General features: G+C 45.1%; 19 protein-coding genes. 16 read left to right on the top strand and 3 right to left on the bottom strand.

Translation table 11 applies throughout. From position 1 onward, the window contains the following. Positions 1–10 precede the first annotated feature (10 nt). From thiC to AC58U0_RS01640, 3 genes are all read left to right on the top strand, one after another. Positions 11–1795, top strand: a complete 1785-nt coding sequence (gene thiC / locus AC58U0_RS01650; protein WP_497377287.1) for a phosphomethylpyrimidine synthase ThiC — start codon at positions 11–13, stop codon at positions 1793–1795. Between the two features lie 278 nt (positions 1796–2073). Further along, the gene (locus tag AC58U0_RS01645) at positions 2074–2679 is read left to right on the top strand and encodes an ArsR/SmtB family transcription factor (RefSeq protein ID WP_497377286.1); all 606 of its coding nucleotides are present in this window, start codon (positions 2074–2076) and stop codon (positions 2677–2679) included. A 3-nt stretch (positions 2680–2682) separates the two neighbouring features. Beyond that, positions 2683–3798 carry an aminopeptidase gene (locus AC58U0_RS01640; protein ID WP_497377284.1) on the top strand — a complete coding sequence of 372 codons (1116 nt, stop codon included), beginning with the start codon at positions 2683–2685 and terminating at the stop codon, positions 3796–3798. A 640-nt stretch (positions 3799–4438) separates the two neighbouring features. Here the strand turns inward: AC58U0_RS01640 and AC58U0_RS01635 are convergent. After that, on the bottom strand, positions 4439–5290 hold the full coding sequence (locus tag AC58U0_RS01635; RefSeq protein WP_497377282.1) for a helix-turn-helix domain-containing protein: 852 nt from the start codon (positions 5288–5290) through the stop codon (positions 4439–4441). 263 nt (positions 5291–5553) lie between these two features. Here AC58U0_RS01635 and AC58U0_RS01630 point away from each other — a divergent pair, with 263 nt between their 5' ends. From AC58U0_RS01630 to AC58U0_RS01620, 3 genes are all read left to right on the top strand, one after another. Then, the gene (locus AC58U0_RS01630; protein ID WP_497377281.1) at positions 5554–6405 is read left to right on the top strand and encodes a sugar phosphate isomerase/epimerase family protein; all 852 of its coding nucleotides are present in this window, start codon (positions 5554–5556) and stop codon (positions 6403–6405) included. Between the two features lie 150 nt (positions 6406–6555). Continuing rightward, complete coding sequence (locus AC58U0_RS01625; RefSeq protein WP_497377279.1) at positions 6556–7230, top strand: TVP38/TMEM64 family protein; 675 nt, start codon at positions 6556–6558, stop codon at positions 7228–7230. A 27-nt stretch (positions 7231–7257) separates the two neighbouring features. Then, positions 7258–7941, top strand: a complete 684-nt coding sequence (locus AC58U0_RS01620; RefSeq protein ID WP_497377277.1) for a phosphatase PAP2 family protein — start codon at positions 7258–7260, stop codon at positions 7939–7941. A gap of 610 nt (positions 7942–8551) precedes the next feature. Here the strand turns inward: AC58U0_RS01620 and AC58U0_RS01615 are convergent. Beyond that, a complete protein-coding gene (locus AC58U0_RS01615; protein WP_497377275.1) occupies positions 8552–10552 on the bottom strand; it encodes an alpha-amylase family protein in 2001 nt (666 codons plus the stop codon). Positions 10553–10691: 139 nt separating this feature from the next. Then, the gene (locus tag AC58U0_RS01610) at positions 10692–11576 is read right to left on the bottom strand and encodes an AraC family transcriptional regulator (RefSeq protein WP_497377273.1); all 885 of its coding nucleotides are present in this window, start codon (positions 11574–11576) and stop codon (positions 10692–10694) included. A gap of 466 nt (positions 11577–12042) precedes the next feature. On the opposite strand from AC58U0_RS01610, the gene AC58U0_RS01605 reads away from it, so the two are divergent. The 10 genes from AC58U0_RS01605 to AC58U0_RS01560 all read left to right on the top strand — a co-directional run bounded on the left by AC58U0_RS01605 (position 12043) and on the right by AC58U0_RS01560 (position 24722). Further along, positions 12043–13350 (top strand): ABC transporter substrate-binding protein, encoded by a 1308-nt coding sequence (locus AC58U0_RS01605; RefSeq protein WP_497377272.1) that lies wholly within the window; start codon positions 12043–12045, stop codon positions 13348–13350. A gap of 87 nt (positions 13351–13437) precedes the next feature. Further along, positions 13438–14322 carry a carbohydrate ABC transporter permease gene (locus AC58U0_RS01600; protein WP_497377270.1) on the top strand — a complete coding sequence of 295 codons (885 nt, stop codon included), beginning with the start codon at positions 13438–13440 and terminating at the stop codon, positions 14320–14322. Positions 14323–14340: 18 nt separating this feature from the next. Next, entirely contained in the window at positions 14341–15168 is an 828-nt protein-coding gene (locus tag AC58U0_RS01595; protein WP_497377269.1) for a carbohydrate ABC transporter permease, read from the top strand. A gap of 48 nt (positions 15169–15216) precedes the next feature. Then, the gene (locus tag AC58U0_RS01590) at positions 15217–16236 is read left to right on the top strand and encodes a LacI family DNA-binding transcriptional regulator (RefSeq protein ID WP_497377267.1); all 1020 of its coding nucleotides are present in this window, start codon (positions 15217–15219) and stop codon (positions 16234–16236) included. Between the two features lie 70 nt (positions 16237–16306). Continuing rightward, complete coding sequence (locus tag AC58U0_RS01585) at positions 16307–17260, top strand: carbohydrate kinase family protein (RefSeq protein ID WP_497377265.1); 954 nt, start codon at positions 16307–16309, stop codon at positions 17258–17260. Positions 17261–17262: 2 nt separating this feature from the next. Beyond that, a complete protein-coding gene (locus AC58U0_RS01580) occupies positions 17263–18630 on the top strand; it encodes a family 4 glycosyl hydrolase (protein WP_497377264.1) in 1368 nt (455 codons plus the stop codon). Then, on the top strand, positions 18630–19910 hold the full coding sequence (locus tag AC58U0_RS01575; RefSeq protein WP_497377262.1) for a glycoside hydrolase family 125 protein: 1281 nt from the start codon (positions 18630–18632) through the stop codon (positions 19908–19910). Before AC58U0_RS01580 ends, AC58U0_RS01575 begins: the two co-directional genes overlap by 1 nt. Before the next feature lie 23 nt (positions 19911–19933). Next, positions 19934–22972 carry a glycoside hydrolase family 2 TIM barrel-domain containing protein gene (locus tag AC58U0_RS01570; RefSeq protein WP_497377260.1) on the top strand — a complete coding sequence of 1013 codons (3039 nt, stop codon included), beginning with the start codon at positions 19934–19936 and terminating at the stop codon, positions 22970–22972. Positions 22973–23028: 56 nt separating this feature from the next. Next, positions 23029–23970, top strand: a complete 942-nt coding sequence (locus AC58U0_RS01565) for an aldo/keto reductase (RefSeq protein WP_497377258.1) — start codon at positions 23029–23031, stop codon at positions 23968–23970. Further along, complete coding sequence (locus AC58U0_RS01560) at positions 23967–24722, top strand: sugar phosphate isomerase/epimerase family protein (RefSeq protein WP_497377256.1); 756 nt, start codon at positions 23967–23969, stop codon at positions 24720–24722. The genes AC58U0_RS01565 and AC58U0_RS01560 overlap by 4 nt, the downstream gene beginning before the upstream one ends. Positions 24723–24742: the final 20 nt, after the last annotated feature.

Raw genomic sequence — 24742 nt, 5'->3', positions numbered from 1 at the left:
AGGAATTCGTATGACAACGACGAATAGTAGTTCCGTGAAAGACGTCCAAATTTCTACATTTCCAGGTAGCAAAAAGGTATATGTACAAGGCTCAAGACCAGATATTCAAGTGCCAATGAGGGAAATTTCTTTGGGAACCTCCACGAATATACACGGAGAGGAAGTAGCTAATGAGCCTGTGCAGGTGTATGACACAAGTGGTGTTTATACCGATACAGAACTGAAAACGAATATCCGTCAAGGTCTTCCCTCTAATCGTTTAACATGGATCAAAGAGCGCGGTGACGTTGAATCTTACGTTGGACGTGAAGTGAAGCCAGAAGATAATGGCCTTGCATCTCCTGATGCAAGAGGTGCCGCTGAAATATTCCCAGGCTTACATCGCAAACCGCTCCGAGCTAAGCAAGGTTGTAATGTGACACAGATGCATTATGCACGCCAAGGCATCGTGACACCGGAAATGGAGTACATTGCGATTCGAGAGAATCTCGATGCTGAATTCGTTCGTAAAGAGGTCGCTATTGGCCGCGCCATCATTCCTTCCAATATTAATCATCCCGAAAGCGAGCCGATGATCATCGGACGCAACTTCCTTGTGAAAATTAATGCCAATATCGGAAATTCCGCCGTCGCTTCTTCTATTGAGGAAGAGGTTGAGAAGATGACGTGGGCCACCCGTTGGGGCGCTGACACGATTATGGACTTATCCACGGGCAAAAACATACATACAACACGCGAATGGATCATCCGCAACTCCCCGGTTCCCGTTGGAACGGTGCCGCTATATCAAGCACTCGAAAAAGTGAACGGCAAAGCAGAGGACCTCACTTGGGAAGTGTACCGTGACACTCTGATTGAGCAAGCAGAACAGGGTGTTAGCTATTTCACGATCCATGCGGGCGTACTGCTTCGTTACATCCCTATGACAGCTAAGCGCGTAACGGGTATCGTCTCCCGCGGTGGATCCATCATGGCTGCATGGTGCCTAGCTCACCACCAAGAGAACTTTCTCTATACGCATTTTGAAGATATTTGCGAAATTATGAAAGCTTACGACGTCGCCTTCTCGCTTGGTGACGGACTACGCCCTGGTTCGATCGCGGACGCGAACGATGAAGCCCAATTCGCCGAACTGGAAACACTTGGCGAGCTGACGAAAATTGCTTGGAAGCACGACGTCCAAGTCATGGTTGAAGGACCAGGCCACGTGCCGATGCACCTGGTCAAAGAAAATATGGACCGTCAGCTGGAAGTTTGCCAAGAAGCGCCATTCTACACGCTTGGACCGCTGACGACCGACATTGCGCCAGGCTACGACCATATCACGTCTGCCATTGGAGCTGCGATGATCGGCTGGTTCGGCACGGCGATGCTGTGCTATGTGACGCCGAAGGAGCATCTCGGCCTGCCGAATAAAGAGGACGTACGCGTTGGGGTTATCACGTACAAGATCGCTGCGCACGCCGCCGATCTGGCTAAAGGCCATCCGGGAGCGCAAATTCGCGACAACGCGTTGTCGAAGGCGCGCTTCGAGTTCCGCTGGCGCGACCAGTTCAATCTCTCGCTTGATCCGGAACGTGCCATCGAGTACCACGATGAGACGCTGCCGGCCGAAGGCGCGAAGACGGCGCATTTCTGCTCCATGTGTGGACCGAAGTTTTGCAGTATGCGCATTACGCAGGATATAAGGCAGTACGCACACGCACAGGGGTTAGATGAAGAGTCCGCGCGAAACAGCGGCATGGAAGAGAAGTCCAAAGAATTCCGTGAAGCAGGAAGCCAAATTTATCGATAAATTGAGGGACGTTTCCACCATTAATGGGTGACAGAAACGTCCCTTTTTGCTACCATAGAGAAAAGCTTAACTTCGTTAATCCGTTAAAGCGTTGAAATGGTAAGAAATGAGGACATTCATGCTTGCCGAGACTGCAATTGACATGAAATCCTTTTCGCATTATGATACGGTTAAAAAGATTTGACCGTCGTTTAATTAATCTCATTAAGAGATTAAGAGTTGACCATGAGCGCATGTTTAAGGGCAAGATTGGTACAATAGAGGGAGGTCGAGTCCATATGAAGCTGCAACCGGTTTATATTATTGAAGAACTTGAGCAATTGAAAACGATAAGTGATCCACTTCGCGCTAAGGTGTTACTTTATCTAATAGAGAAAGCTTACACCGGTCAGCAATTGGCCAAACTGCTGGGAATGGCACGTGCGAAAGTGCATTATCATTTGAATGAGCTTGAGAAGCATGGCTTGATTTCGGTCGTTCGTACGGAACTGAAGAATGGTATTTTGCAAAAGTTTTATCGTGCAGTAGCCCGCGGCTTTGTCCCTAGTGAAAAACTGCTGCCATACGTCTCTGAGGTAGAGAATTACTATCGCGAGAGGACGCTTAGCGTACTTGGACGTGCCAGACGCAGAGCGATTAATGCCCCCGAAGAGGCGTTTCAAATTCCTTCTTCTGATCGTACACAATGGCCGATTATCATGACCCAGGTCGAAGTCAAAATGAGCAAAGAGAAATATGCAGAATGGCTGAGAAAGTTTCGCGCTCTTATTTTTGAGCTCGATGCGTCGCAGGAAGAAAATGGGGAGTGGTTCTATTTGACTACGGTCGGCTTTCAAACGAATGAGCCGTCTTTTGACCCTGTTGTAGAAGAAGAGGAGAGATAAAGTATGCTGGATCCAAGATTAACGAAACTCGCTGATGTGCTTGTGAATTATTCGGTTAAGGCGCAGCCTGGCGAAAATATTTTGATAGAAGCGTATGGCATTGATTCTGCTCTTGTCAAAGAGATCGTGAAAAAGGTTCACGCAGCTGGCGCGCACCCTTTCGTCAATGTAAGGGATCATGTGATTATGCGTCAGCTCATCATGAACGGTACTGAAGCTCAAATGCAAACATGGGCAGATGCCGATGCTTTCCAAATGAAACAAATGCAAGGCTACATAGGTGTACGCGGCGGAGCCAATATTTATGAACTGTCGGATATTCCGGCAGATCGGATGAAGCTGTACAATTCGATTTATTATCAACAGGTTCATTTTGATGTCCGCGTGAAGGATACGAGATGGGTCGTTCTTCGTTACCCGACATCCTCCATGGCGCAGCTTGCAAGCATGAGTACAGATGAGTTCGAGGAGTTCTACTTCAACGTATGTACGATGGATTATGGCAAAATGTCCAAAGCTATGGATGCTTTGAAAGAACTAATGGATCGCACGGATAAAGTGCGCCTCGTTGGTCCAGGCACGGATTTAACGTTCTCGATTAAAGGAATCGGCGGCGTTAAATGCGATGGGGAGCTCAACATCCCGGATGGCGAGGTTTACTCTGCACCCGTTCGTGAGTCGGTGAATGGTATCATTTCCTACAACACACCAACGCCTCATGACGGCTTCATTTTTGAGAATATCGTACTTGAATTCGAAAACGGTAAAATCATAAAAGCAACAGCTAACGATACAGATCGCATTAATGAAATTTTTGATATGGATGAAGGTGCGCGTTATGTAGGGGAGTTCGCGATTGGCGTGAATCCTTACATTCAAGAGCCGATGAAAGATACGCTTTTCGATGAGAAAATCGACGGCAGCTTCCACTTCACACCGGGAAATTGCTACGATGATGCCTACAACGGCAACAAATCCTCCCTGCACTGGGATATCGTGAATATCCAACGTCCGGAATATGGCGGCGGCGAAATTTGGTTTGACGATGTGCTGATTCGTAAGGACGGTATTTTCGTACTGCCTGAGCTTCTACAGCTGAATCCGGAAAACTTGAAGTAGGGTAGACAAGGCGTTGGGTAGTTAGGTGGCTGGCTTCTCGGAGTTGGAATGGCTTGGTTAATGGGCAGCTGGTTAGCGAAGTTTTAAGATTGCTTTGTAATGGGTTGTTGGAAGCTAGCTTTCAAGTGTTAAGATGCCCCGCACTATGGCTGCTAATTTACTAGGTATCTCCTCGAGTCAGTAGATGTATTTTGTGCAGCAAATTTGGCTCGAATGCTCCTAAATGCTTGATTTAACTGCAAAATGTGCAGCAAAATTCAGCGATCAGGCGGTCATTTGCTCAAAATCGGGAAATTAGATGCACTTTCTGCAGCAAGTCAACACGTATAGAGTGATTCCTCAGAAATTGATGCACTTTATGCAGTTACTTGGCATTGGCATTAGCGATCTCCTAATCACCGAAATTTCAACCTGTTCTGATTACTCCCTCCATAGTCCCAGCAAAAAAAGGTTGTCCTAAGTCACGAAGACTTGGGCAACCTTTTTCTGTTAAGCGACCTTTCCAATTTCTGTAAGTACCTTTATCAATTTCTGTTTGTCGATCTTTTCAATGGCACTTCTTCAATTGCTGTCTAGCAACCTTTTCAAATGCACCTTTTTCATTCGTTATCTAGCCGTCTGTTCAACCCGCAGTTCCCGATCAAACCCGCCGCTGCTGGGCCTGGTACTGCCGAGGAGGAAGGCCGACAGCCTTCTTAAACGTACGGATAAAGTTGGAGTAGTCGTTGAAGCCTGCTAGCTGGCACGTATCTGTGACGGTAGAGCCCTCGCGCAGCAGCTGTTTCGCTTTGGAGATGCGCTTGAACAAAATATGCTCATGAATGGTGCTGCCTGTGTGTTTTTTGAACAGCCTGCATAGGTAAGAACGATTCATGAATACGACGTGTTCCAGTACCTCGAGCGATAGATCTTGATCTAAATTTTCGTCAATATAGGTGAATAGAGAGGAGAGTTTGTCCGGAATCATGACCTGTTCCTCTTGTTTGCCTTGGTTTTGGAAAATTCGATTGATAAACACTAGCAGCTCGATAAAGGCTGAAACAAACAGGATTTCCGATCCTGGGAGCGCTTGAGGTCGCTTATGCATTTCCATACGCTCATAAAGCTTCATAATGTCATCAATTTGCTGAGGAGTCAGCCGCATCCGGTTTTGCTCACCAAATATCCGGTTATTGAAGCAATCGAGCAAGTTAAACTGCGGAGAATTAAACGTCTCCACCAGCCTAGGATTAAAATGGATCACGACGTTCTCATATCGCTGTTTTTTGGATTGGAAATTAGGTCTGTGCAATTCATTACTGTGCATGATCAGCAGATCCCCATACTGCAAAGGATAAACCTGTTTTTCGATGAAATAATGAACATCTCCAGTAAGGAAAAAATAAATTTCATATTGGTCTTGGTGTTGGTGAAAATCCAATGGAATCGGATCATGGGTCACGGCATGTCTGAAATTGATCATGCGATGTAGATTCTGGTAAAGTTCCTGCATGTGAGGCTCTCCTCTATTTAGCTGGAGTCAATATTAGCAAACTTTTGCCCAATTAATGCAATGAATACGTTTTTATTATACTGCAAAATAAAGAATAGATAAACAATCAACCTGCTCTGAAGTATATTCCGTCCGCATCGAGCTTTAGTTCGATCGGCGTCTAAACTTACCAAGTAAAGCGGTTATACATCACCGAATTGCTTCGATAAGAGTTTAGACAATACTTTGCGGGGGCCCCAAATGAAATTAGGAGGCATATTCAAATGAAATTATCCGTGTTTACTGTAGCGACACCTGACCTTACACCAGAAGAACTAGCAAAGGCGGCCATTGCTGCCGGGATTGAAGGCATTGAATGGCGTTTTAAAGATATTCCTGCTGACGCGGTAAATGAGAAGCCATCTTTCTGGAGAAATAATCTTTGTTCCATTGATCCGAATGGTTCGGATGAAGAATTGGAACGTTTCCGACTCGCTGCTGTTAACAATAACTTAGTGAACTTGAGTATCACCCCTTACTTAAACGCCTGTAATGTTGCAGAGACCGAGCATGTTTTCAAAACGGCTCAGAAAATAGGAGCTTCCTTCATTCGTGTTGGTGTTCCTGGCTATGATAAGAGCAAGAATTATAATGACTTGTATGCAACGGCTGTGGACTATTTACATCATGTGCAGGAATTTGCTCAGCAGTATGGCGTTAAAGCCTTAACTGAAATCCACCATAATACGATCACACCAAGTGCTGGATTGGCACATCGCTTGGTTGCCAACTTCAATTCAGATTACATTGGGGTTCTGCATGATGCAGGCAACATGGTGCATGAAGGATACGAGAATTTCCGCATGGGCCTTGAACTGCTCGGACCTTATCTAGCGCATGTTCATGTTAAAAATGCAAGATGGGTCCCAACAGGCGAAGAGCAAGATGGCATCAAGCTTTGGAAAAGCGAGTGGTCACCCTTAAGCGAAGGGATCGTCAATTGGAAGCAACTGCTGAATGACTTAAAAGCGGTCGGCTACGACGGTTACCTCGGCATTGAAGATTTCAGCGGTCAATATGGCTCGCAGGAGATGCTGAACAATTTTGCTTCGAAAGTGAAGCAATGGTTGGCATAAATAATCGTATGGTCTTAGGAGTCTCACTCGTCTTCAGCGGGTGGGGCTTTTTTTCAGTTCGTTTATCCTTGTTTGCATGCCCATGGTTGATATGTAGCCCATGCTTTGTGTAAGATGGAACTCAAGAATACAGGGTAAAGGAGGGGAGCCATGGCGCGCTCGAAATCGATCTGGTTACTATTGTTATGGTTTATAATCGCTGTCGCTGGTCTGCTCGTTTTGAAATGGACTGGTGTATGGGAGCGCTTGGATCTGGATTGGCTAACCGATTGGCTGCGTGACTTAGGTCCACTTGGTGGGCTGCTATATATTATTGTTTACACACTTCGTCCATTGGTGTTATTTCCGGCGACACCGTTGACCCTATATGGGGGCTATGTGTTTGGCGCTTTCTGGGGGACAATCTATGATATGATTGGGGCTGGCACCGGGGCGATGCTATCTTTCTATATAACGCGCAAATGGGGCCGCAGCAGCTTTCAGCGGATTTTGCGAAATAAGAAGCTGCAGTCTTTCGATCAAAAGGCCGAGGAAAAAGGTTTTATGGTCGTCCTGTATATGCGGCTAATGCCTTTCTTTCCTTTTGATGGCGTGAGTTATGGGGCAGGACTGTCCAAAATTCGCTTTTGGGACTATACGTGGGGAACGCTGATTGGAATAATTCCAGGCGCTGTTGTTTATAACGTTTTTGGCGCATCACTGCAAGATATTGGGTCGGGTAAGTTTTATGCCGCAGTGGGGATGTACATTGCTTTTGCGTTAATACCGCTGCTTCTGAAAAAGACACAGGCACTAAGGACACGCGACCGGGAAAATCGTACATAGAAGTTTAGTAGGGGGAGAACTTAAGTTATGCAGGGGAAATCGTTGTACAAAGATTTATTCTGGGGATTTGGAGCAGCCTGCGTGTTGTTAATAGGTTTCGTTCTATTGTCTCAAAGTTTGTCATCTAGCTGGTTAAAGGAATTTGATGAGAGTATTGGTAGTACTGTACGTTCAATGAGGAGTGACGCTGTAACACCGATTGCTTTATTTTTTACTACAATGGGAAAAGCGATAACAGAATTCATTGTATTCGTAGTTGTAGCCCTGATCCTACTGATCAAATTTAAGCACAAATGGGAGACTCTTGTACTGCTCATTGGTGTATTGACAGCGTGGGGGTTGAATCAACTGCTTAAAGCTCTATTTCAGCGTGACCGTCCTGTTGGAATGTGGTTAATAGAAGAAAATGGCTTCAGCTTTCCTAGTGGACATGCGATGGTGTCTAGCTTATTCTATGGATTGATCGGCTACTTATTGTGGGTCAATGTGCGTAGAATTTGGAAAGCTGCCTGGTTAATTCCGGTTGTTACTATCGTTGTGGTTGTATGTATCGGGTTAAGCCGCATTTATCTTGGCGTTCATTATCCAAGCGATGTACTGGCAGGGTTTGCCGCTGGCGGCGCCGGACTCATTGGATGTATCATGGCGATTCATCGTATAAGGACGAGAAAGATACGAAACATACATAGATCGGAACAGCTGCGAGGCTGAGTTTATAACATTAGTATTAAGTCTAGTTAGGTAAAATAGGAAAGGGGGGCTGTCCCAATAGTCAATTTATGATTTTGTGAGCCCCCACTTAGAATCAGATTCATATGTAAAAAGAACCTCCATCTCTCACTTTAGTAGTGTGGAATTGGAGGTTCTTTTGTTTGAATTTGGGACAGCCCCTTTTTTGGTGTTAGGGGGAAGGTGCAAACCCTATGGTAGCTTGCGATTTTGCTAGGCTAAGTCAGAAATGCATAAACATTCGGTCGAGACTATGTGTTCCTAGCGTTTTGCTCACTGGTTTTGGGAGAAATGGTTAGAAAGGCAAGTTGTTGTACAACGTACAACAATTTCCTTGATTTCTTTTTGAAATGCTAAGAATGTTGTATGCTGTACAACAATTTTGCCTTTTTAGGGGCTATAGAGCTAATTTTGGCTGGAATTTGTGTATTTTATGCAACAATTCGCGTGGAAACGCGGATTAGCTTGCCTATTGTTGTACAAAATACAACTTTACATAGATGAGCAGCGAATGTAAGTATTAGTCACAGCTTGCTTTGCATCAACCTTACATGCGCTCTCACTTTAGGAAGGTGAAGCCGTTTACTTTTGTTTAGGTTTCAAAAAGAACCATCTGGTGACCAGTTAGATTAACAGAAACAGAAGTATAACCATCATCGTCCGTCCTATGAGGTATCATCGTCATCTCAGGCAGCAGCATGACTTGTTTAACCTTCTCATCCAATTTGATCTGAACGGAGATATCCTTTAAAGTCAGCACATCTTCGATGACCTGGGTATCTCCCCGCAAGATAGGGACGGCATAGAGCAAATGCAGCACGTAATCAGTCCCATTGGATTGACGGGTCAAATTTACTTTCCCAGCCGAAGGCAGATCGGTTTTTACCGTTGGAGCCGAGATAAACTGTATGACACACGCAAGGAATAAATCCCTATACAGCTGCACGCCGTGCTTCCGATACAACCTAAATAGCGGTTGGGCGATATAGATGATATTGCCGTGTTTAATAACTGCCGGATAATCCGCTTCTTCTTTGGCCGGAGCGTGAAGATGCGAACAGAAATGCCCGTACCTCCGGTTGAAATAAGGCCTGTAGCTCTGGGCCAATACCTCAGCTCTATCGACCTGAACTTTATAACCCGATTCATAATTGAGAAAAGGGGATCTCACAAGCGAACCGGTTAGTTGATCAGTAACAAGGGTGTAATCCACATCCCACTCGGATTTCCCATTGAACTCCACGCCTAGATCCAAGGCAAATTCGGGGCGATCCGACCGAAGCCCGCTTTCTGCGCTCATAATCAGATTTCCGCCGCCAGCTATATAATCTTCAAGTTTGCGCTGTAAGGCATCAGATACTCGTATACAGTCGGGCAGTACGATAATTCGATAGACAGAGAAGTCCATGGAATCATCAATGATATCGAACAAATAGTGGCCCTCTTCAAGCATCATATAGGCACCCATATCGCTGGTTCGGCTATCTTCGGCATCCGTCAGTGCATTGGCTGAAAGGATGGCAATTTCGGCTATGCTGGTCGTATCCTTACACCATGGTTCTTTGGCCGCAATCCCATCGAAAGCTTCCCCAATAATCCGGTAAGTTTCTTCGTCCATTCGTCCATCGGGGTGAAGCTGATCCCCAATACAAATTCTTGCTCCGAAAGCTAACATTTGCTGGCATTCATACCTCAATGCGGCTGGATTTTTGAATCCGCCAAATTCTCCCCACGATTTGTGGAATTTCCCTGTCATTCCGAGATACTGGAAGTCTTGTTTGCGAATGTATCGAACCATGCTGGTGAAGTAATCATAACCCCATCCGCCTGTCGGCAGCGATTCGATGTCGTAATGCGAGTAGTAAGGGTAGTATTGTTTTTCACCCATTTTTTCCGTGCAGCAGTTATGATACAGTCTGGTTTCCTGATTAAGGGACCAGATTAATTCGGAAGTCTTCTGCAAGTAATTCAAGTACACTTTTTTGGCCAATTGCTTGCGGTGATCCGGGTTGTTTTCATCAAGACCCATTTCTTTCAGGCTGTCGCGGCAGTAAGAACATACGCAAGGATATTCTCCGACGATATCGTAAAAGATTCCAACTGGATTGAATCTCTCCATGACTTCCTTCGTGTAGTCCAGAAGATACTGTAAATACGGTGTATTCAAACACAGCATATGCCAACCGTCAAATCCGGTCGAACGAGGCGCTTCTGGATCTGCTGATTTCGGTGGACCGTAAGGGTCATCTCCTTCAGGGGCGATCGCCACCCAATCAGGGTGCTCGCGGGCAGAAAGCTCGTTAAATCCTACGGTAATATAGATCGGAGCCTCGATGTCATTTTTGCTGCAAGCATCTAACATGCGCGGCAATAAGTTCGTTTCCAAATGAGGGTGGAGCTTCCCGACTTTCGTGTCAAAATAACTCCAACCATGATGGCACATAGCGAAGACGTTGATGGTATCTACTTGAGCACTTTGCAAACAAGAGATGAATTGTTCTTCATCGAAATTTCTACCAACGCCGGTAATGTGCTCGGACGTATGAAAGTCCAGATGGACTTGGCGGTAACGAATAGATTTAAATGATTTCATAGATTCACATTCTTTCTAAGTGTATTGTTATTCCGTGTGAACCATCAATCTGGATGGAAACTCACATTTAGAATAACAAAAGCGCTATGAGCTGTCTTTGAAGGAATGTATTACATTTGTACAAAACTATCCTAATCTTTTAATATCCCTCCCTTAAACGTTTGCGATAAGCGGAGGGTGACTCACCAAAATTATGCGTAAATAATCTCGAAAAGTAGTGGATGGAACCAAAACCAAGGTCTGCCGTGATGTCAGTGATAGGCAGATTGGTCTCACGCAGAATCTTCTTGGCTCTCTCCAGCTTGCATTTAATGGCATAAGAGTGAGGGCTCATGCCTATTTCCTGGATAAATAGCTTATGCAAATAAGATGTGCTAATCCCAAGTTGCGAGGCCCATTGTTCTATGGAAATATTATGCTGAGGAAATTCCTTCATTTGCTTCATGATCGATTGCATTCTTCTGTCACTTTTAAGGGCAGGGTTTCGCCAAAGGTTCGCCATTTCTGAAACAAATTGCTCAAAGGCAGCCCTTCTGAAAAGTTTGGCATCTTGTTGTGTCTGCTCAATATTTTCGATGACATGAAGGTACAATTCCATCCATCTCATCTGCTTTGGAGCGTGCACTTTGGTAGGAATCGCAGGCATATCCTGAAATACGACGTTAGGTGAGCACTCGGAAGGATCACAGATCTGGTCTCCGAAATGAAACAAAGACATATCTCCCACTCGAGGTATCGTGTTGATCCAATCAAAGTAAACCGAAGCATGAACCATCGGATGCTGGTGATCCGCATGAAAAGAGTGAGACATGCCTGGTTGAATGTAAAATAGCTCTTCTCTGGCACAGGAATATACGGTTGTACCAATAGTTATTAATCCTTTGCCTTCATAGATGTATACGAACGAATGCACGAACGATTTACGCGGACCAATTCGCTCATTCGGACGAAACGGAAAATAATCGGCTCGATATATTTGCGGAACAATATCCGAAAGTTGTATCGTTTTAACTTCTATTTTCATATATTTTGTGTCACCTCGATCACCTTAATATTTGTATAATACAATACTTTATGAATGAATGAGATTCATAGAGTGAAAATTTTAACCCTTTGTAAATTTATGCCATTGTCAAAAGAAGATAATCGATTTATACTATGAACCAGAAGCACAGTAAACTTTCTGGTATCGATACCAGAAAACGCATTATTTATTCAGATACAATGAATTTGGATATTTAGCGCCAAATCTGGTATCGATACCAGATTGTTGTAATCTTACACAGGAAGGTGGTTAGCCCCTGCGAACAAATCATAACTGCCCATCATTCTGGAATCGATACCAGAAATAATTCTTAGAGAAATGTTTATGCTAATGGATAACGTGAAATAAGAGGGCGTCGTATGTGTTTGGGGAAAGCTGAAATGGGCCTTGAGTTACAAATGTCTAATATGATTATCAAATTTCATTTAATCGGAGGAACAAGACTATGAAAATTAAAGCATTGTCCAGTGTGCCACTAGCTCTTAGTTTGATTCTTGTCGTTTCTGCCTGTGGTGACCAAAATAATACGAGTACTTCGACGCAAAAACCAACTTCGACTAGTTCTAATCAAAATGAAAGCGCTTCTAACCAGAAAGTTTCGTTAACGATGTGGTATTGGAACGGTGCGATATCCGATTCAACGATTGAAGCCGCTAAGAAAAAATTCCCGAATATTGATTTGCAAGCACAGAAACTTCCGTCCGGGGGGGATTACGCAACCAAATTAAAAACAACAATCTCAGGCGGAGGAAGCGGGCCGGACATCGTAGCGATGGATAGCTGGGTTACTTCCATGCTGCCTTACAAAGAAAAATTCGTGAATTTATACGATCAAGGCGCTAAGGACATTCAACCCCAGTATTTGGATTGGAAATGGAAAATGGCCGCGTCAGCAGACAATAAATATTTGATCGGCTTGCCGATCGATGTCGCTCCTCTTGTTATGTACTACCGCAAAGATTTGTTTGAGAAAGCGGGAGTGCCGAGCACGCCGGAAGCTATTAAGAGCCAAGTGAAGACGTGGGGCGATTATTTCAATCTTCAGCAGAAAGTGAAAGACGCAACAGGATCACAATTACTATCCATTGTGGATGTTTTCAGAAACATCATCGGCCAAAATAGCCAAGGCTATTTTACGGAAGATGGGAAATATATTGGAGATCAAGCACATATCAAAGGTGCTTGGGATATGGCTGTGAAAGCCTACCAATCGGGGTTAACGTATCCAAATGTTAGTGATGCTGAGAAAAATGCCGCAACGAACAACAGCAAAGTTTCTTCTTTCATCGGGGCGTCTTGGGCTGTTGGTGATTTGATAGGCGCAGCTCCTGACACGAAGGGGAAATGGCAGATTGCCTACCCGCCTGGTGGTGTGGGTAATCAAGGAGGATCATTCTTCGGATTGTTGAAATCGACGAAAAATCCGAAAGAAGCTTATGAAGTTATTAAATTCCTTACGAGCCCTGACAATCTGGTTGCTGGATATAAGGAATTTGGTAACTATCCGTCTACGCCGGAAGTTTACACGAAACCCGATATGGTCAATAAAAATGAGTTCTTCGCAAACCAAGATCTGAGTCCGATATTCGCCGACGCGGCAAAAGATGTAAAAATCGCACCTGTCGATGCAAGAGACGATATGGTTGGTACTTCTTTGACCGATGAAATTGGTTTAATTGACACGCAGAAGAAAGACCCAGAAAAGGCTTGGAAAGATGCGCAGGAAAAAATTAAAAGGCAGCTTTCACGCTAAGCCGTATTTGGTAAGAAAATGAATGAAATAATGGATGTAGGTGAGGAAGCAGGCTTCCTCGCCGCATCCAATTAGCGGAGGAATAGCATGGGAGGTCTTTTTAAAGAAATTTATAAGAGCAGAACACTGTATCTATTTATTTCTCCATTTTATCTTTTGTTCCTGATCTTTTCGGTATTTCCCATTTTGTTCTCGATGTACTTAGCCGTACATAAATGGGATGGGATTGGGGAAATGAAATATGTTGGATTCAAGAATTTTGATTATATGCTCCATGATCCGACTTTTTGGAAGGTGTTAGTCAACAATATCGCACTTTGGATATTGGGGAACGCCCCGCAGCTTCTGTGCGCATTAGTTGTCGCCTATATCATCAATTTATCCATCGTAAGATTCAAAGGTTTTTATAGAATTGCCTATTTTCTTCCGAATGTAACAGCTATGGTGGCTGTCGTCATTATCTTTCAGTCCTTGTTCGGCAACGAGTACGGGCTAATTAACTATTTGATGGAAAAAATCGGCCTTCATAAGATCGCATGGTTAAATTCTGAATTTGGAGCCAGAGTCGTTATTGCAGCCATGATTTCATGGAGATATATGGGGTATAACGCCGTCATCTATTTATCGGGCTTGCAAAGGATTCCCAAAGATCTATACGAAGCAGCTGAGCTGGACGGCGCTACCTTATTTCAAACTTTCACCAAAATTACGATACCTATGCTCAGACCTATCATCTTGTTCTCAGTGATGATGTCAACAATCGGCGGGTTTCAAATTTTCACGGAACCTCAAGTATTAGCTGGAAATCAACCGCCATACCCGGGTACCGATACGATCGTTCTCTATATGTTCCGGGAAGGTTTTAATTATCAGAATTATGGTTATGCAGCTGCGGTATCATGGGTGTTATTCATCATCATCGGCTTATTATCCGTCCTCAATTGGAAGTTTTTCAACAGATCGGATGATTGATAAAAAGGAGAATACAAGATGACTGTTGAAGTGTTGACCAAAAAGATAATCGTAAATACGATTTTGATGATCGGTGTCGCGATCTCTATATTTCCATTTTACTGGCTTATCGTCATGTCCACGAATGAGACGAGTGCGATGTTTGCCTTTCCTCCGAAGTTAACGTTCGGAACTAATTTTATGAATAACTTTCATCATGTATTGGAGAAAAGCAATTTTGTTCGTGCATTCTTCAACACGGTTTTCATTGCATTGATTAGCTGCACGCTTCAACTGTTTTTCAATTCATTGACTGGATTTGCGTTTGCTAAGTTTAAGTTCCCAGGTTCTAAATTGCTGTTTTTTGCCATGATGGCCACGATGATGATTCCTGCGCAAATGCTGCTTGTTCCGCAATTCATTATCATTAAGGAGTTCGGGTGGCTGGGAAGCTATAAAGCCTTGATTATCCCGGGCATGGCAAGTGCATTCGGAATTTTCTGGATCAGGCAATATGCGCTAGCGATTCATGATGATTTGCTTGAGGCAGCGAGAATCGATGGCTGTAATAAGTTTGGACTTTATTGGCATGTTGCTTTGCCGATTCTTAGACCTGCGCTTGCCTTTCTCGCTATTACGACGTTTATGGGTGTATGGGAAGATTACTTGTGGCCTTTGATCGTATTGACGGACACATCCAAATTCACACTAATGTTGGCCTTACAGCAATTAAAATCGGCTCATACAGCAGACTATTCCATGGTCATGACTGGAGCTCTTATGGCTACCCTTCCATTGATTGTCTTCTTCCTCATTGTGAGCAGACAATTCATCGCTGGGATCACAGAGGGTGCAGTTAAAAGCTAAGGTATTCGTTGGAAGAGAACTAGTTTTAGAGAAGGTAGGGTGACAAGGTTGGCTCCGAAGATTAAGGATGTCGCCAAACAAGCGGGCGTTTCCGTGACTACGGTTTCGCGGGTGCTTAATGGAGAGAAGTATGTAAAGGACGATCTAAAAGCTAGAGTGAAGAGAGCTATTGACGAGCTCGGCTACGCGCCTAGTCATATCGCAAGGAGTCTGGTACGGAAAAAGACAAACCTCATCGGTGTCATTGTCCCAGACCTTACGTCAAGCTTTTACTCCACCATTCTAAGCAGTATTGAAGAGACAGCGAGTCTTAATGAGTACAATCTTCTGGTGTGTAACATTATTGAGGATACCGATAAAGAGTTCAAATATTTAAATGTATTTAATGAAATGCGTGTAGACGGCATTATCATTATGCATGAAAAATTGAATGATGAAATCCGGGCATTTTTGAATAAGCTGGATATTCCAATTATTTTCTCAAGTGTAAGGCCATCGGATCAAGCGTTCCTTTCTGTGATCATTGATGATTACGCGGCAGCCTTCGACGCAACCAATTATTTGATAGAGCTTGGACATCAACGAATTGGGTTTATTGGCGGCGACATGAGGGACGTGACCTCCGGCCAAAATCGCTACATCGGTTACCGCGGTGCTCTATCTGAGCGAAACATCCCAATCGTAGATGAATTCATTCGGTTCGGTGATTATAAAATACAAAGCGGATACAATCTCATGAAAGAGATTCTGGCTTGCGATACCCATCCAACCGCTATATTTGCAGTGAGTGATGATATGGCTGTAGGGGCTATGAATTGCGTTCATGACCATCAGTTGAAAGTTCCGGACGACATTTCGATCATTGGATTCGATGGAAGCCAACTGACGGAGTTGGTTCGTCCACAGTTATCCTCGATGGAGCAGCCTATTCAGGATATGGGGAAAGTTACGGTGGAAACGCTGCTTGCTTTGATTACAGGGGATGCGGAAACGCCGAAGGAAGATATCATTTTGAAACACAAGCTAGTTGTCCGTAATAGCTGTGTTCCTTATCAGGAAGACAAATAAGCATAGAAACATAGATATAGAGAAGCGTAAAAGCATAAATATTTATCTGGATTGAGAGAGGGAGAGTATATTGAAAAAATTTGATGCGGTGGTCATCGGTGACGCCAATATAGATCTCGTTGTGGCAGGACTTAATCAAATTCCTCAGCCTGGTCAGGAGATTTTCGTTGATAATATGACGATGCATGTTGGCGGGGGAGCGGCTTTGTTCGCGATTTCACTCGCTAAGCTCGGGCTTCATGTAGCTTTTAACGGTGTTCTGGGAGATGATGGCAACGGCCATTATGTTCGAGAGCAATTCGGCCAATATGGTATCGATACCAGCTTGATTGCAACGAGTAAAACGAGTAACACCGGTATCACGATCGCGATTAATCCCGAGACGGATCGGTCTTTTATCACTTATGGGGGATCCAATATGGAGCTTCAAATAAGGGATTTGGACTTGTCGCAAATCGCTCAAGGGAAACATGTCCACGTGACCGGATATAGAGGAAGACGCAACCACGAAGAATTCATAGCGATGGCCAAAGCATTGAAGGAGATGGGGCTAACCCTTTCTTGCGATGTAGGCTGGGATGATTCCGGCGAATGGTTTAAGGGCGTTTTCGATTTAATGGCTTATTTTGATGTATTTCTAATGAACGAAACGGAAGCTTTTCATTACACAGGCTTCGATCATATAGAAGAAAGCTTACGCTTTATGGCGAGCTATTCCAATCATATTGTAGTTAAACTCGGTCCAAAAGGGGCCGTAGCCATGAAGGAAGGCCGGATCACGTACCACTCGGCATTTCCAGCCGAGACTGTAGATACAACTGGCGCAGGGGACTCCTTTAACGCTGGTTATGTCTATGGACATTTGACAGGTCAAAATGTGGAAACATGCTTGCAGTACGGAAATGTTTGCGGAGCACTATCTGTCGGCGCTCACGGCGGCAGCACGGGTACACCGGACAAGGATGGGCTTGAGGCCTTTATCCTTCAATTCGGAGATCACATCAAAGAACGTATGGAGGCGTAATTATGAAATTGACCTTAATTGGAGGCGGCGGGGTTCGTGCCGTGTTATTTACTAAAAGCTTAACGTTAAAAGCCGAAGATGCCGGGATTACTAAGCTTGTTCTTCATGATACGGATGCGGAGCAGCTTACTGTTATTTCGAAATTATGCCAGATCGTAATCGATCGCAGCGGAATCAATCTTCAGTTGGAGACGACGACAGATAGCCGCGAAGCGATTAAGGGTGCGGACTATATTGTAACTACGGTACGTGTAGGTAAGGAATGGTCACGGTATATTGATGAGCAGATCGCTCTAAAGCATGGCGTGATAGGTCAAGAAACGACGGGACCAGCAGGCTTCTCGATGGCGATTCGGACGATTCCAGTTCTCATGGAATATTGCGAGATTGCTAAGGAGCTTGCGCCTCAGGCCTGGATCTTTAACTTCTCGAACCCGTCTGGACTCGTTACGGAAGCATTGCGAAATGCGGGATATGACCGGGTGATCGGAATCTGCGATTCGCCAAGCCATACGAAGCTGCGAATGGCGGAAGCGCTAGAGATCGATCCGAAGGAGCTTGAGGTTGAATTTTTCGGACTTAATCATTTGTCATGGATGACCAAAGTGATGTACCAAGGCAAAGACATTATGGCGGAGCTTAAGAATGATCCTGATTTTACAAGCCGGGTGGATGAATTCAAAATGTTCGACACCGATTTGCTGAAATCACTTCCTTTTCTGCCAAATGAATATTTGTACTATTATTACCACCGCGAAAAGGCCTTCGCCAATATCGTTAAATCAGGAATGACGCGCGGCCAGATGATCGCAGAGAATAATAAGGAAATGCTGGATATCTTACGTAAGATGGACATTGAAAGCAACCCGGACGAAGCCATTCAAACCTATTTGTACTATACGCAAAAAAGGGAAGCTTCTTATATGGCGATTGAAACCAACTCGGAGTCGAAGCCTGTTTTACCGACAGATAAGCTTGAGCTGCCTAACTCACTTGGCTATGCAGGTGTCATGCTGGATTTTGTGGAGTCGTTGCAAACGGGGGAGACCAATAACATCGTTCTATCTGTACCGAATGAAGGCAGTATTGAAGGATTCGCAGATGATGACGTGGTTGAAATTTCTTGCATAATCACGAAAGACGGGGCGAAGCCGGTTAAGATCGGTTCCGTGCCGGAGGAAATGAGCCTGCTGATGAAAAATGTGAAGCTGTTTGAGCGTCTGACCGTTGAGGCTGTCAAACATAAATCGCGTGATCTTGCCATTCAGGCACTCACTGTTCATCCGCTTGTTAATTCCTATTCCATTGCTAAGCTGCTTGTCGATGATTATTTGGAAGCCTATAAGGATATTCTGGGGGATTGGAAATAATGACCTTGCCTAATTCTGTCACTTCCTTGCTTGAAGAAGCGGAGATTAAGCTTGCTGGGCATCCGAAGCTGCTCGCCATGTTCAAGAACTGCTATCCGAATACACTTGAAACGACGACCAAAATAATGAGCGACAATACCGCATTTGTATTCACCGGGGATATCCCGGCGATGTGGTTAAGAGATTCCAGTGCGCAGGTGAGGCATTATCTACCGCTTACGGCCGGAGACAAAGAACTGCAGGAGATAGTGGCTGGTCTGATTCGCAGGCAAATCGCTTATATTGATATCGATCCTTATGCGAATGCGTTTAATGAGGAAGCGAACGATAACCGGTACGATCAGGATCTGACCGAGCTGAATCCGTGGATTTGGGAACGCAAATACGAAATCGATTCGCTCTGTTACCCGATCCAACTGTCTTATTTATTTTGGAAGGAGACCGGACGGACGGATATGTTCGATGATTCCTTCCGGTCAGCTGTTCGCACCATCATTTCACTATGGAAAACAGAACAAAGACATACCGAACAATCTCCCTACCGGTTCGCCCGTATTGATTGTCCGCCAAGTGATACACTTCGTAATAATCGGATGGGAATGCCCGTAAATTATACAGGGATGACTTGGTCCGGATTTCGGCCAAGCGATGATGCTTGTACGTTCGGTTATTTGATTCCCGCCAATATGTTTGCGGTAGTGGTACTCCGATACATCGAGGAAATTGCTCAGCTTGTATGGGACGATCAGGAGTGCGTACAGCTTGCGGCGGAGCTTCGAGAAGAGATAGACTTTGGCATTCAAACCTACGGCACTTATCTTCATCCCAAGTACGGGAAGATCTATGCCTATGAAACAGACGGATTCGGCAATTACAACCTGATGGATGACGCTAATGTTCCCAGTTTGCTGTCGATTCCTTATTTGGGTTACACGACCTCTAACGATCCAGTCTATCAGAATACGCGTAGATTTGTGCTAAGCAGTGATAACCCATACCACTTTGAGGGGAAATATGCCAAAGGGATTGGAAGCCCGCATACGCCAAAAGGGTATATCTGGCCGATTAGTCTGGCGATGCAGGCTCTTACCTCAGAAGATGAAACCGAAGTAAGAGAGCTTCTGGAGATGCTGCTGCGGACGGATGCGGATACGGGGTACATGCATGAAGGGTTCGATCCGAATTCCCCGACCGATTATACGCGCCCATGGTTTGCTTGGGCCAACAGTTTATTCGGCGAGTTGATCCACCGTCTGATGATAAAAGGTTACTTTAATTAAAAGATGTCTTTACGAAGGAGAGAGTGGTCACTTTGATTCACATCAATCGATATTGGGAAGACTTAAGCGTTTTGCAGGTGAATAGGGAGACTCCTAGGGCCCATTACATCCCTTATGCAGATGAGGGATCGGCGAAATCCGGAAAACGCACTCGTTCCCCTTTTTATCAGACATTGAACGGAAGTTGGAAGTTCCAATATCATCGCAGTGTTAGGGATGTAGAAGAAGCTTTCTACGAGGAATCGACCAATGTCAGCGCTTGGGATGAATTAATCCTTCCCTCTTGCTGGCAGGTGAATGGCTATGATCAGCTTCAATACACCAATATCAACTATCCTTTTCCTTGCGATCCTCCTTATGTACCGGATAACAATCCAGCCGGACTGTATGTGAGAGAGTTCAACGTTTCGGGTCACTGGGACAAAAAGGACAAATATATCGTCTTTGAAGGGGTTAATTCGTGCTTTTACCTATGGGTAAATGGCCAGTTCGCCGGTTACAGCCAAGGCAGCCGGGTACCTGCGGAATTCAACGTATCTTCCTTGCTCCGCCAAGGGAAAAACCGTATTGCCGTGATGGTGTTGAAATGGTGCGACGGTTCTTATCTGGAAGACCAAGATGCGTGGCGGTATACCGGAATCTTCCGGGATGTGTATTTGCTTGCGCGCGATGCTGTCCATGTCCGAGATGTGTTCAATAAACAAACGTTCGAAGACGGTTTCCGGAAGGCAACTCTTCTGACAGAGCTGCAGACGACGGGTTCTCTTACAGTCAGAGCTGAATTGAAAGACGCACAAGGTAACATAGTGGGTACGGACGAGGCTGCTGTCGACGGAAAAGGCACGCTCCGCTTCGAGGTGACGAATCCGGTCTTGTGGAATGCCGAGAAACCGAATCTGTACCAACTCTATGTTCACTGTGGTAATGAGGTGCTTCAATTTCCAGTCGGATTCAGACAAATTACAATTGCGGACGGCGTTTTCCAGATCAATGGACAGGCGGTCAAGCTAAAAGGCGTCAATCGCCACGATTCTCATCCTGAGCTCGGACAGACGATTCCGCTGAATCATATGATCAAAGACCTCGTTCTAATGAAGAAGCATAATATCAACACGATCCGTACTTCGCATTATCCGAACGATTCCCGATTTATGGATCTGTGCGACGAGTACGGTTTCTATGTTATTGATGAAGCTGACTTGGAATGCCATGGAATGGGGACGGCCAGCGAGGAATGGGATGATGCGAATATCCATCTGCTTTCTCAGAAACCTGAATGGAAAGCCTCGTTTCTAGATCGGGCTATTCGTATGGTAGAACGAGATAAAAATCATCCATCCATCGTGATGTGGTCCATGGGCAACGAGTCTGGTTACGATGTTAACCATATCGCGATGGCTGAATGGACCAAATCTCGTGATGCGTCCATCCCGGTTCATTATGAAGGTGCTGCTTCGAGTCAAGCTAATCCCGACGTGGAGAGTCTCGATATGGTAAGCCGGATGTATGCTTCGGTGCAAGAAATTGAAGCGTATGCCCAGGATGAGAAACAGAAGAAGCCGCTGTTCCTATGCGAGTATAGCCATGCAATGGGGAACGGTCCAGGCGATTTGAAGGACTACTGGGATGCCATTTACAAATATCCGAAGCTCATGGGCGGCTGCGTGTGGGAATGGTGCGATCATGGCATCAAGACGGAGACGAAAGATGGTACGCCTTTCTTTGCTTATGGAGGAGATTTTGGAGATAAGCCTAACGACGGGAATTTCTGTATCGATGGTCTGATTACGCCGGACCGGAAACCGCATACGGGGTTGCTGGAGCTTAAGAAGGTGATCGCGCCTATTCGCATCGAAGCACAAGATTTGCGAAAAGGTACGATCAAAGTGACGAACCTTTACGACTTCATCCATTTATCTCATTTGGGATTTCATTGGAAGGTAGAAATGGACGGACAGATAGTGGAGCAGGGACAGCTGGGGTCTATTGAAGCCGCACCGCATGGTCATCAAATGGTGACAATACCTTATGATTTGCCAGAATCATCAACCGGAACCTATATGCTGACCTTATCCTGTTGGTTGAAGGAACAGACGGGTTGGGCGGAAGCCGGCTACGAAATCACATTTGAACAGTTTGTATTACCTGTGCAGCAGGTGAAAGAATCAGGCGATAGCCAGTGGCAGATTCCTCCTCTTCAAGCTTATCAGGAGGGAGATATCCTGACGATCGAAGGCTTTGATTTCTGTCATTCCTTTGACTTGTACAACGGAACGATACAGAAGATTTCCAAGCAGGGAGTGAATATGCTCCAGGCTCCAGCTCGGCTTAATATTTGGCGCGCTCCAACAGATAATGACATGCATGTAAAGGAAAGATGGTTAAATGCAGGTTATGACCGCGTAGCAATGAAAACGTACCGTTGTGAATGGACGAAAATAGATGAGACATCTGTTGAAATCAAGAGCGATTTCTCCCTCGGCGGAGATAGTCGGTTTACAGTCCTTCATGGAGCAGCGATATGGAGAATAGATGGAACTGGAGAGATTTCAGTCAAGCTGCAAGTAAAAGTTGGAGAAAAGCAGGTCTATCTCCCGCGTTTTGGCCTTCAGCTTACGATGCCTCACGGTATGGAGGAAGTGGAATACTTAGGCTTCGGACCGCATGAGAGCTATATCGACAAGCGTCAAAGTGTGAAAAGAGGCAGATACCTGATGACCGTTGATGAGATGTTTGAAGATTACATCATGCCTCAGGAAAATGGGTCCAGGTATGGAACAGAGTGGGCTATTGTTTCTAATGAGCAAGGGATGGGGATCAAGTTTTCCTCCCCAGAGGATTTCTCCTTCAATGTAGCCCATTTTACACCAGAGGATTTGGCAAGAGCGACTCATAACTACGAGCTAACGAAAAGGAAGGAAACGATCGTCCATCTGGATTACAAGATGAGCGGGGTTGGATCCAATTCTTGTGGACCGCAGCTTCTTGAGCCGTATCGTCTTGACGAAAAAGAATTCACGTTTGAACTCCGTTTGATGCCGGTGTTTAAAGAGGACGAATAGAACGGCAACCGTACTCACTTTGATTGGTCGGTCAAATGTTTGAAGGAGGATTCAGGATGAGATATATGTATATCAAGGGCGTAGACAAACCCATTTCCCGGTTGTTCATGGGAACTGGAGATTTAAGAAAATTGGAAGAGCCAGAACGGATGATGCTGGATGCTTACATTCGCGCTGGCGGCAATGCCTTCGATACTGCTCATCAATATCGGGGAAAAGAACTGGTTCTTGGCCAATGGCTTGCGGAGCAGAAGAACCGGGAAAAAGTGGTCATTCTAACGAAGGGCGCTCATCATGATGACGGCAGTCCGGGTCCACGGGTAAATCCGGAAGCGATCCGCAAGGATTTAACGGAGAGTCTGGAAAGGCTAGGAACAGAGTATGTCGATCTATATGCGCTGCACCGGGATGATCCGGACGTAGCGGTCGGACCGATCATTGAAGAGCTGAATGTGCACCTTGAGGCCAAGCGAATTCGGGCTATTGGAGCATCTAACTGGTCGCATAAGCGAATCCAGGAAGCGAACGAGTACGCGGCTGCCCATAAACTCATAGGTTTTTCATTCAGCAGCCCGAATCTTAGTCTTGCTAAGCCTAATGAACCCCGCTGGGAGGGCTGCGTTTCGGCTGATGAGGAAACTTGCGATTGGCATTCGGTCAATCAGCTGCCATTATTGGCATGGTCCGCCCAGGCTGGTGGATTTTTCTCAGGCAATTTCACACCAGACAATCGTGCGGATGAGGAAATGGTGCGCGTGTACTATAGCGAAAATAACTGGGAACGTTATCGTCGTGCCGCGAAGCTGGCGGAAGAGAAACAAGTTACACCGATTCAAATTGCCTTATCATACGTTCTTAATCAGTCATTCCCGACATGTGCAATCATTGGGCCTCGAAACCCCGAGGAACTGGATTCCTCCATACAAGCTATGAATCTGCCCTTAACTGAGCAAGAGGTCGAATGGTTGGATTTGAAAAGGGAGGAGATTGCGGAATGATCAAACATAAATTGGCTGCGCAATTATATACCTTGAGAAACGAATTGAAAAAAGATTTCCCAAGTGTGCTGAGAGATCTCAAAAAGATGGGATGGGCGGCCGTCCAAATCGATGGATTACATGGAAACCCGGCGAAAGATATTGCTGCGGTAATGAAGGAAATCGGCTTGCAAACGGCTGGAATGCATGTCGGTTTGGAGCGATTGAAGAACGATATGGACGCCGTGTTGGAGGAGGCTCGCCTTTTCGATACGAAGGATCTGATCTGCCACTCACTACCCGATGGGCTGCAAAATCCAGAAGGGTATGCTAGTGTGCGTCGCGATTTGCAGCAGGCAGCTTCCAAAGTCAGTGGCATGGGATACCGCGTAGGTTATCATAACCACGATTTTGAATTTCATACGACAATGGATGGGAAATTTGCTTTGGAATATTTGCTTGAAGATCCGGCTATTTATGCGGAGATTGACACCTACTGGGTAAAAAAAGCGGATCAAGATCCGCTATCCTTTATCCAAAATTATGCTTTTCGTATGCCCATCCTCCATTTGAAGGATATTACTGCAGACGAAAGAAAATATTTCGCTGAAATCGGGACTGGAATGATTGATTTCGCACCTATCCTGAAGTGGGGATTGCAAAATGGGGTAAAATGGTTCGCTGTTGAGCAAGATTATTGCCCGGGAAACCCGATGGATAGTTTGGCGTTAAGTTATGCCAATTTGCTCAAGCTAGAGAAATTGATTCATTGAAATCGATAGGAGGAGAGACT

It is taken from the genome of Paenibacillus sp. J31P190, from assembly GCF_059692075.1.
This window is presented reverse-complemented; position numbering and strand designations above follow the sequence as displayed.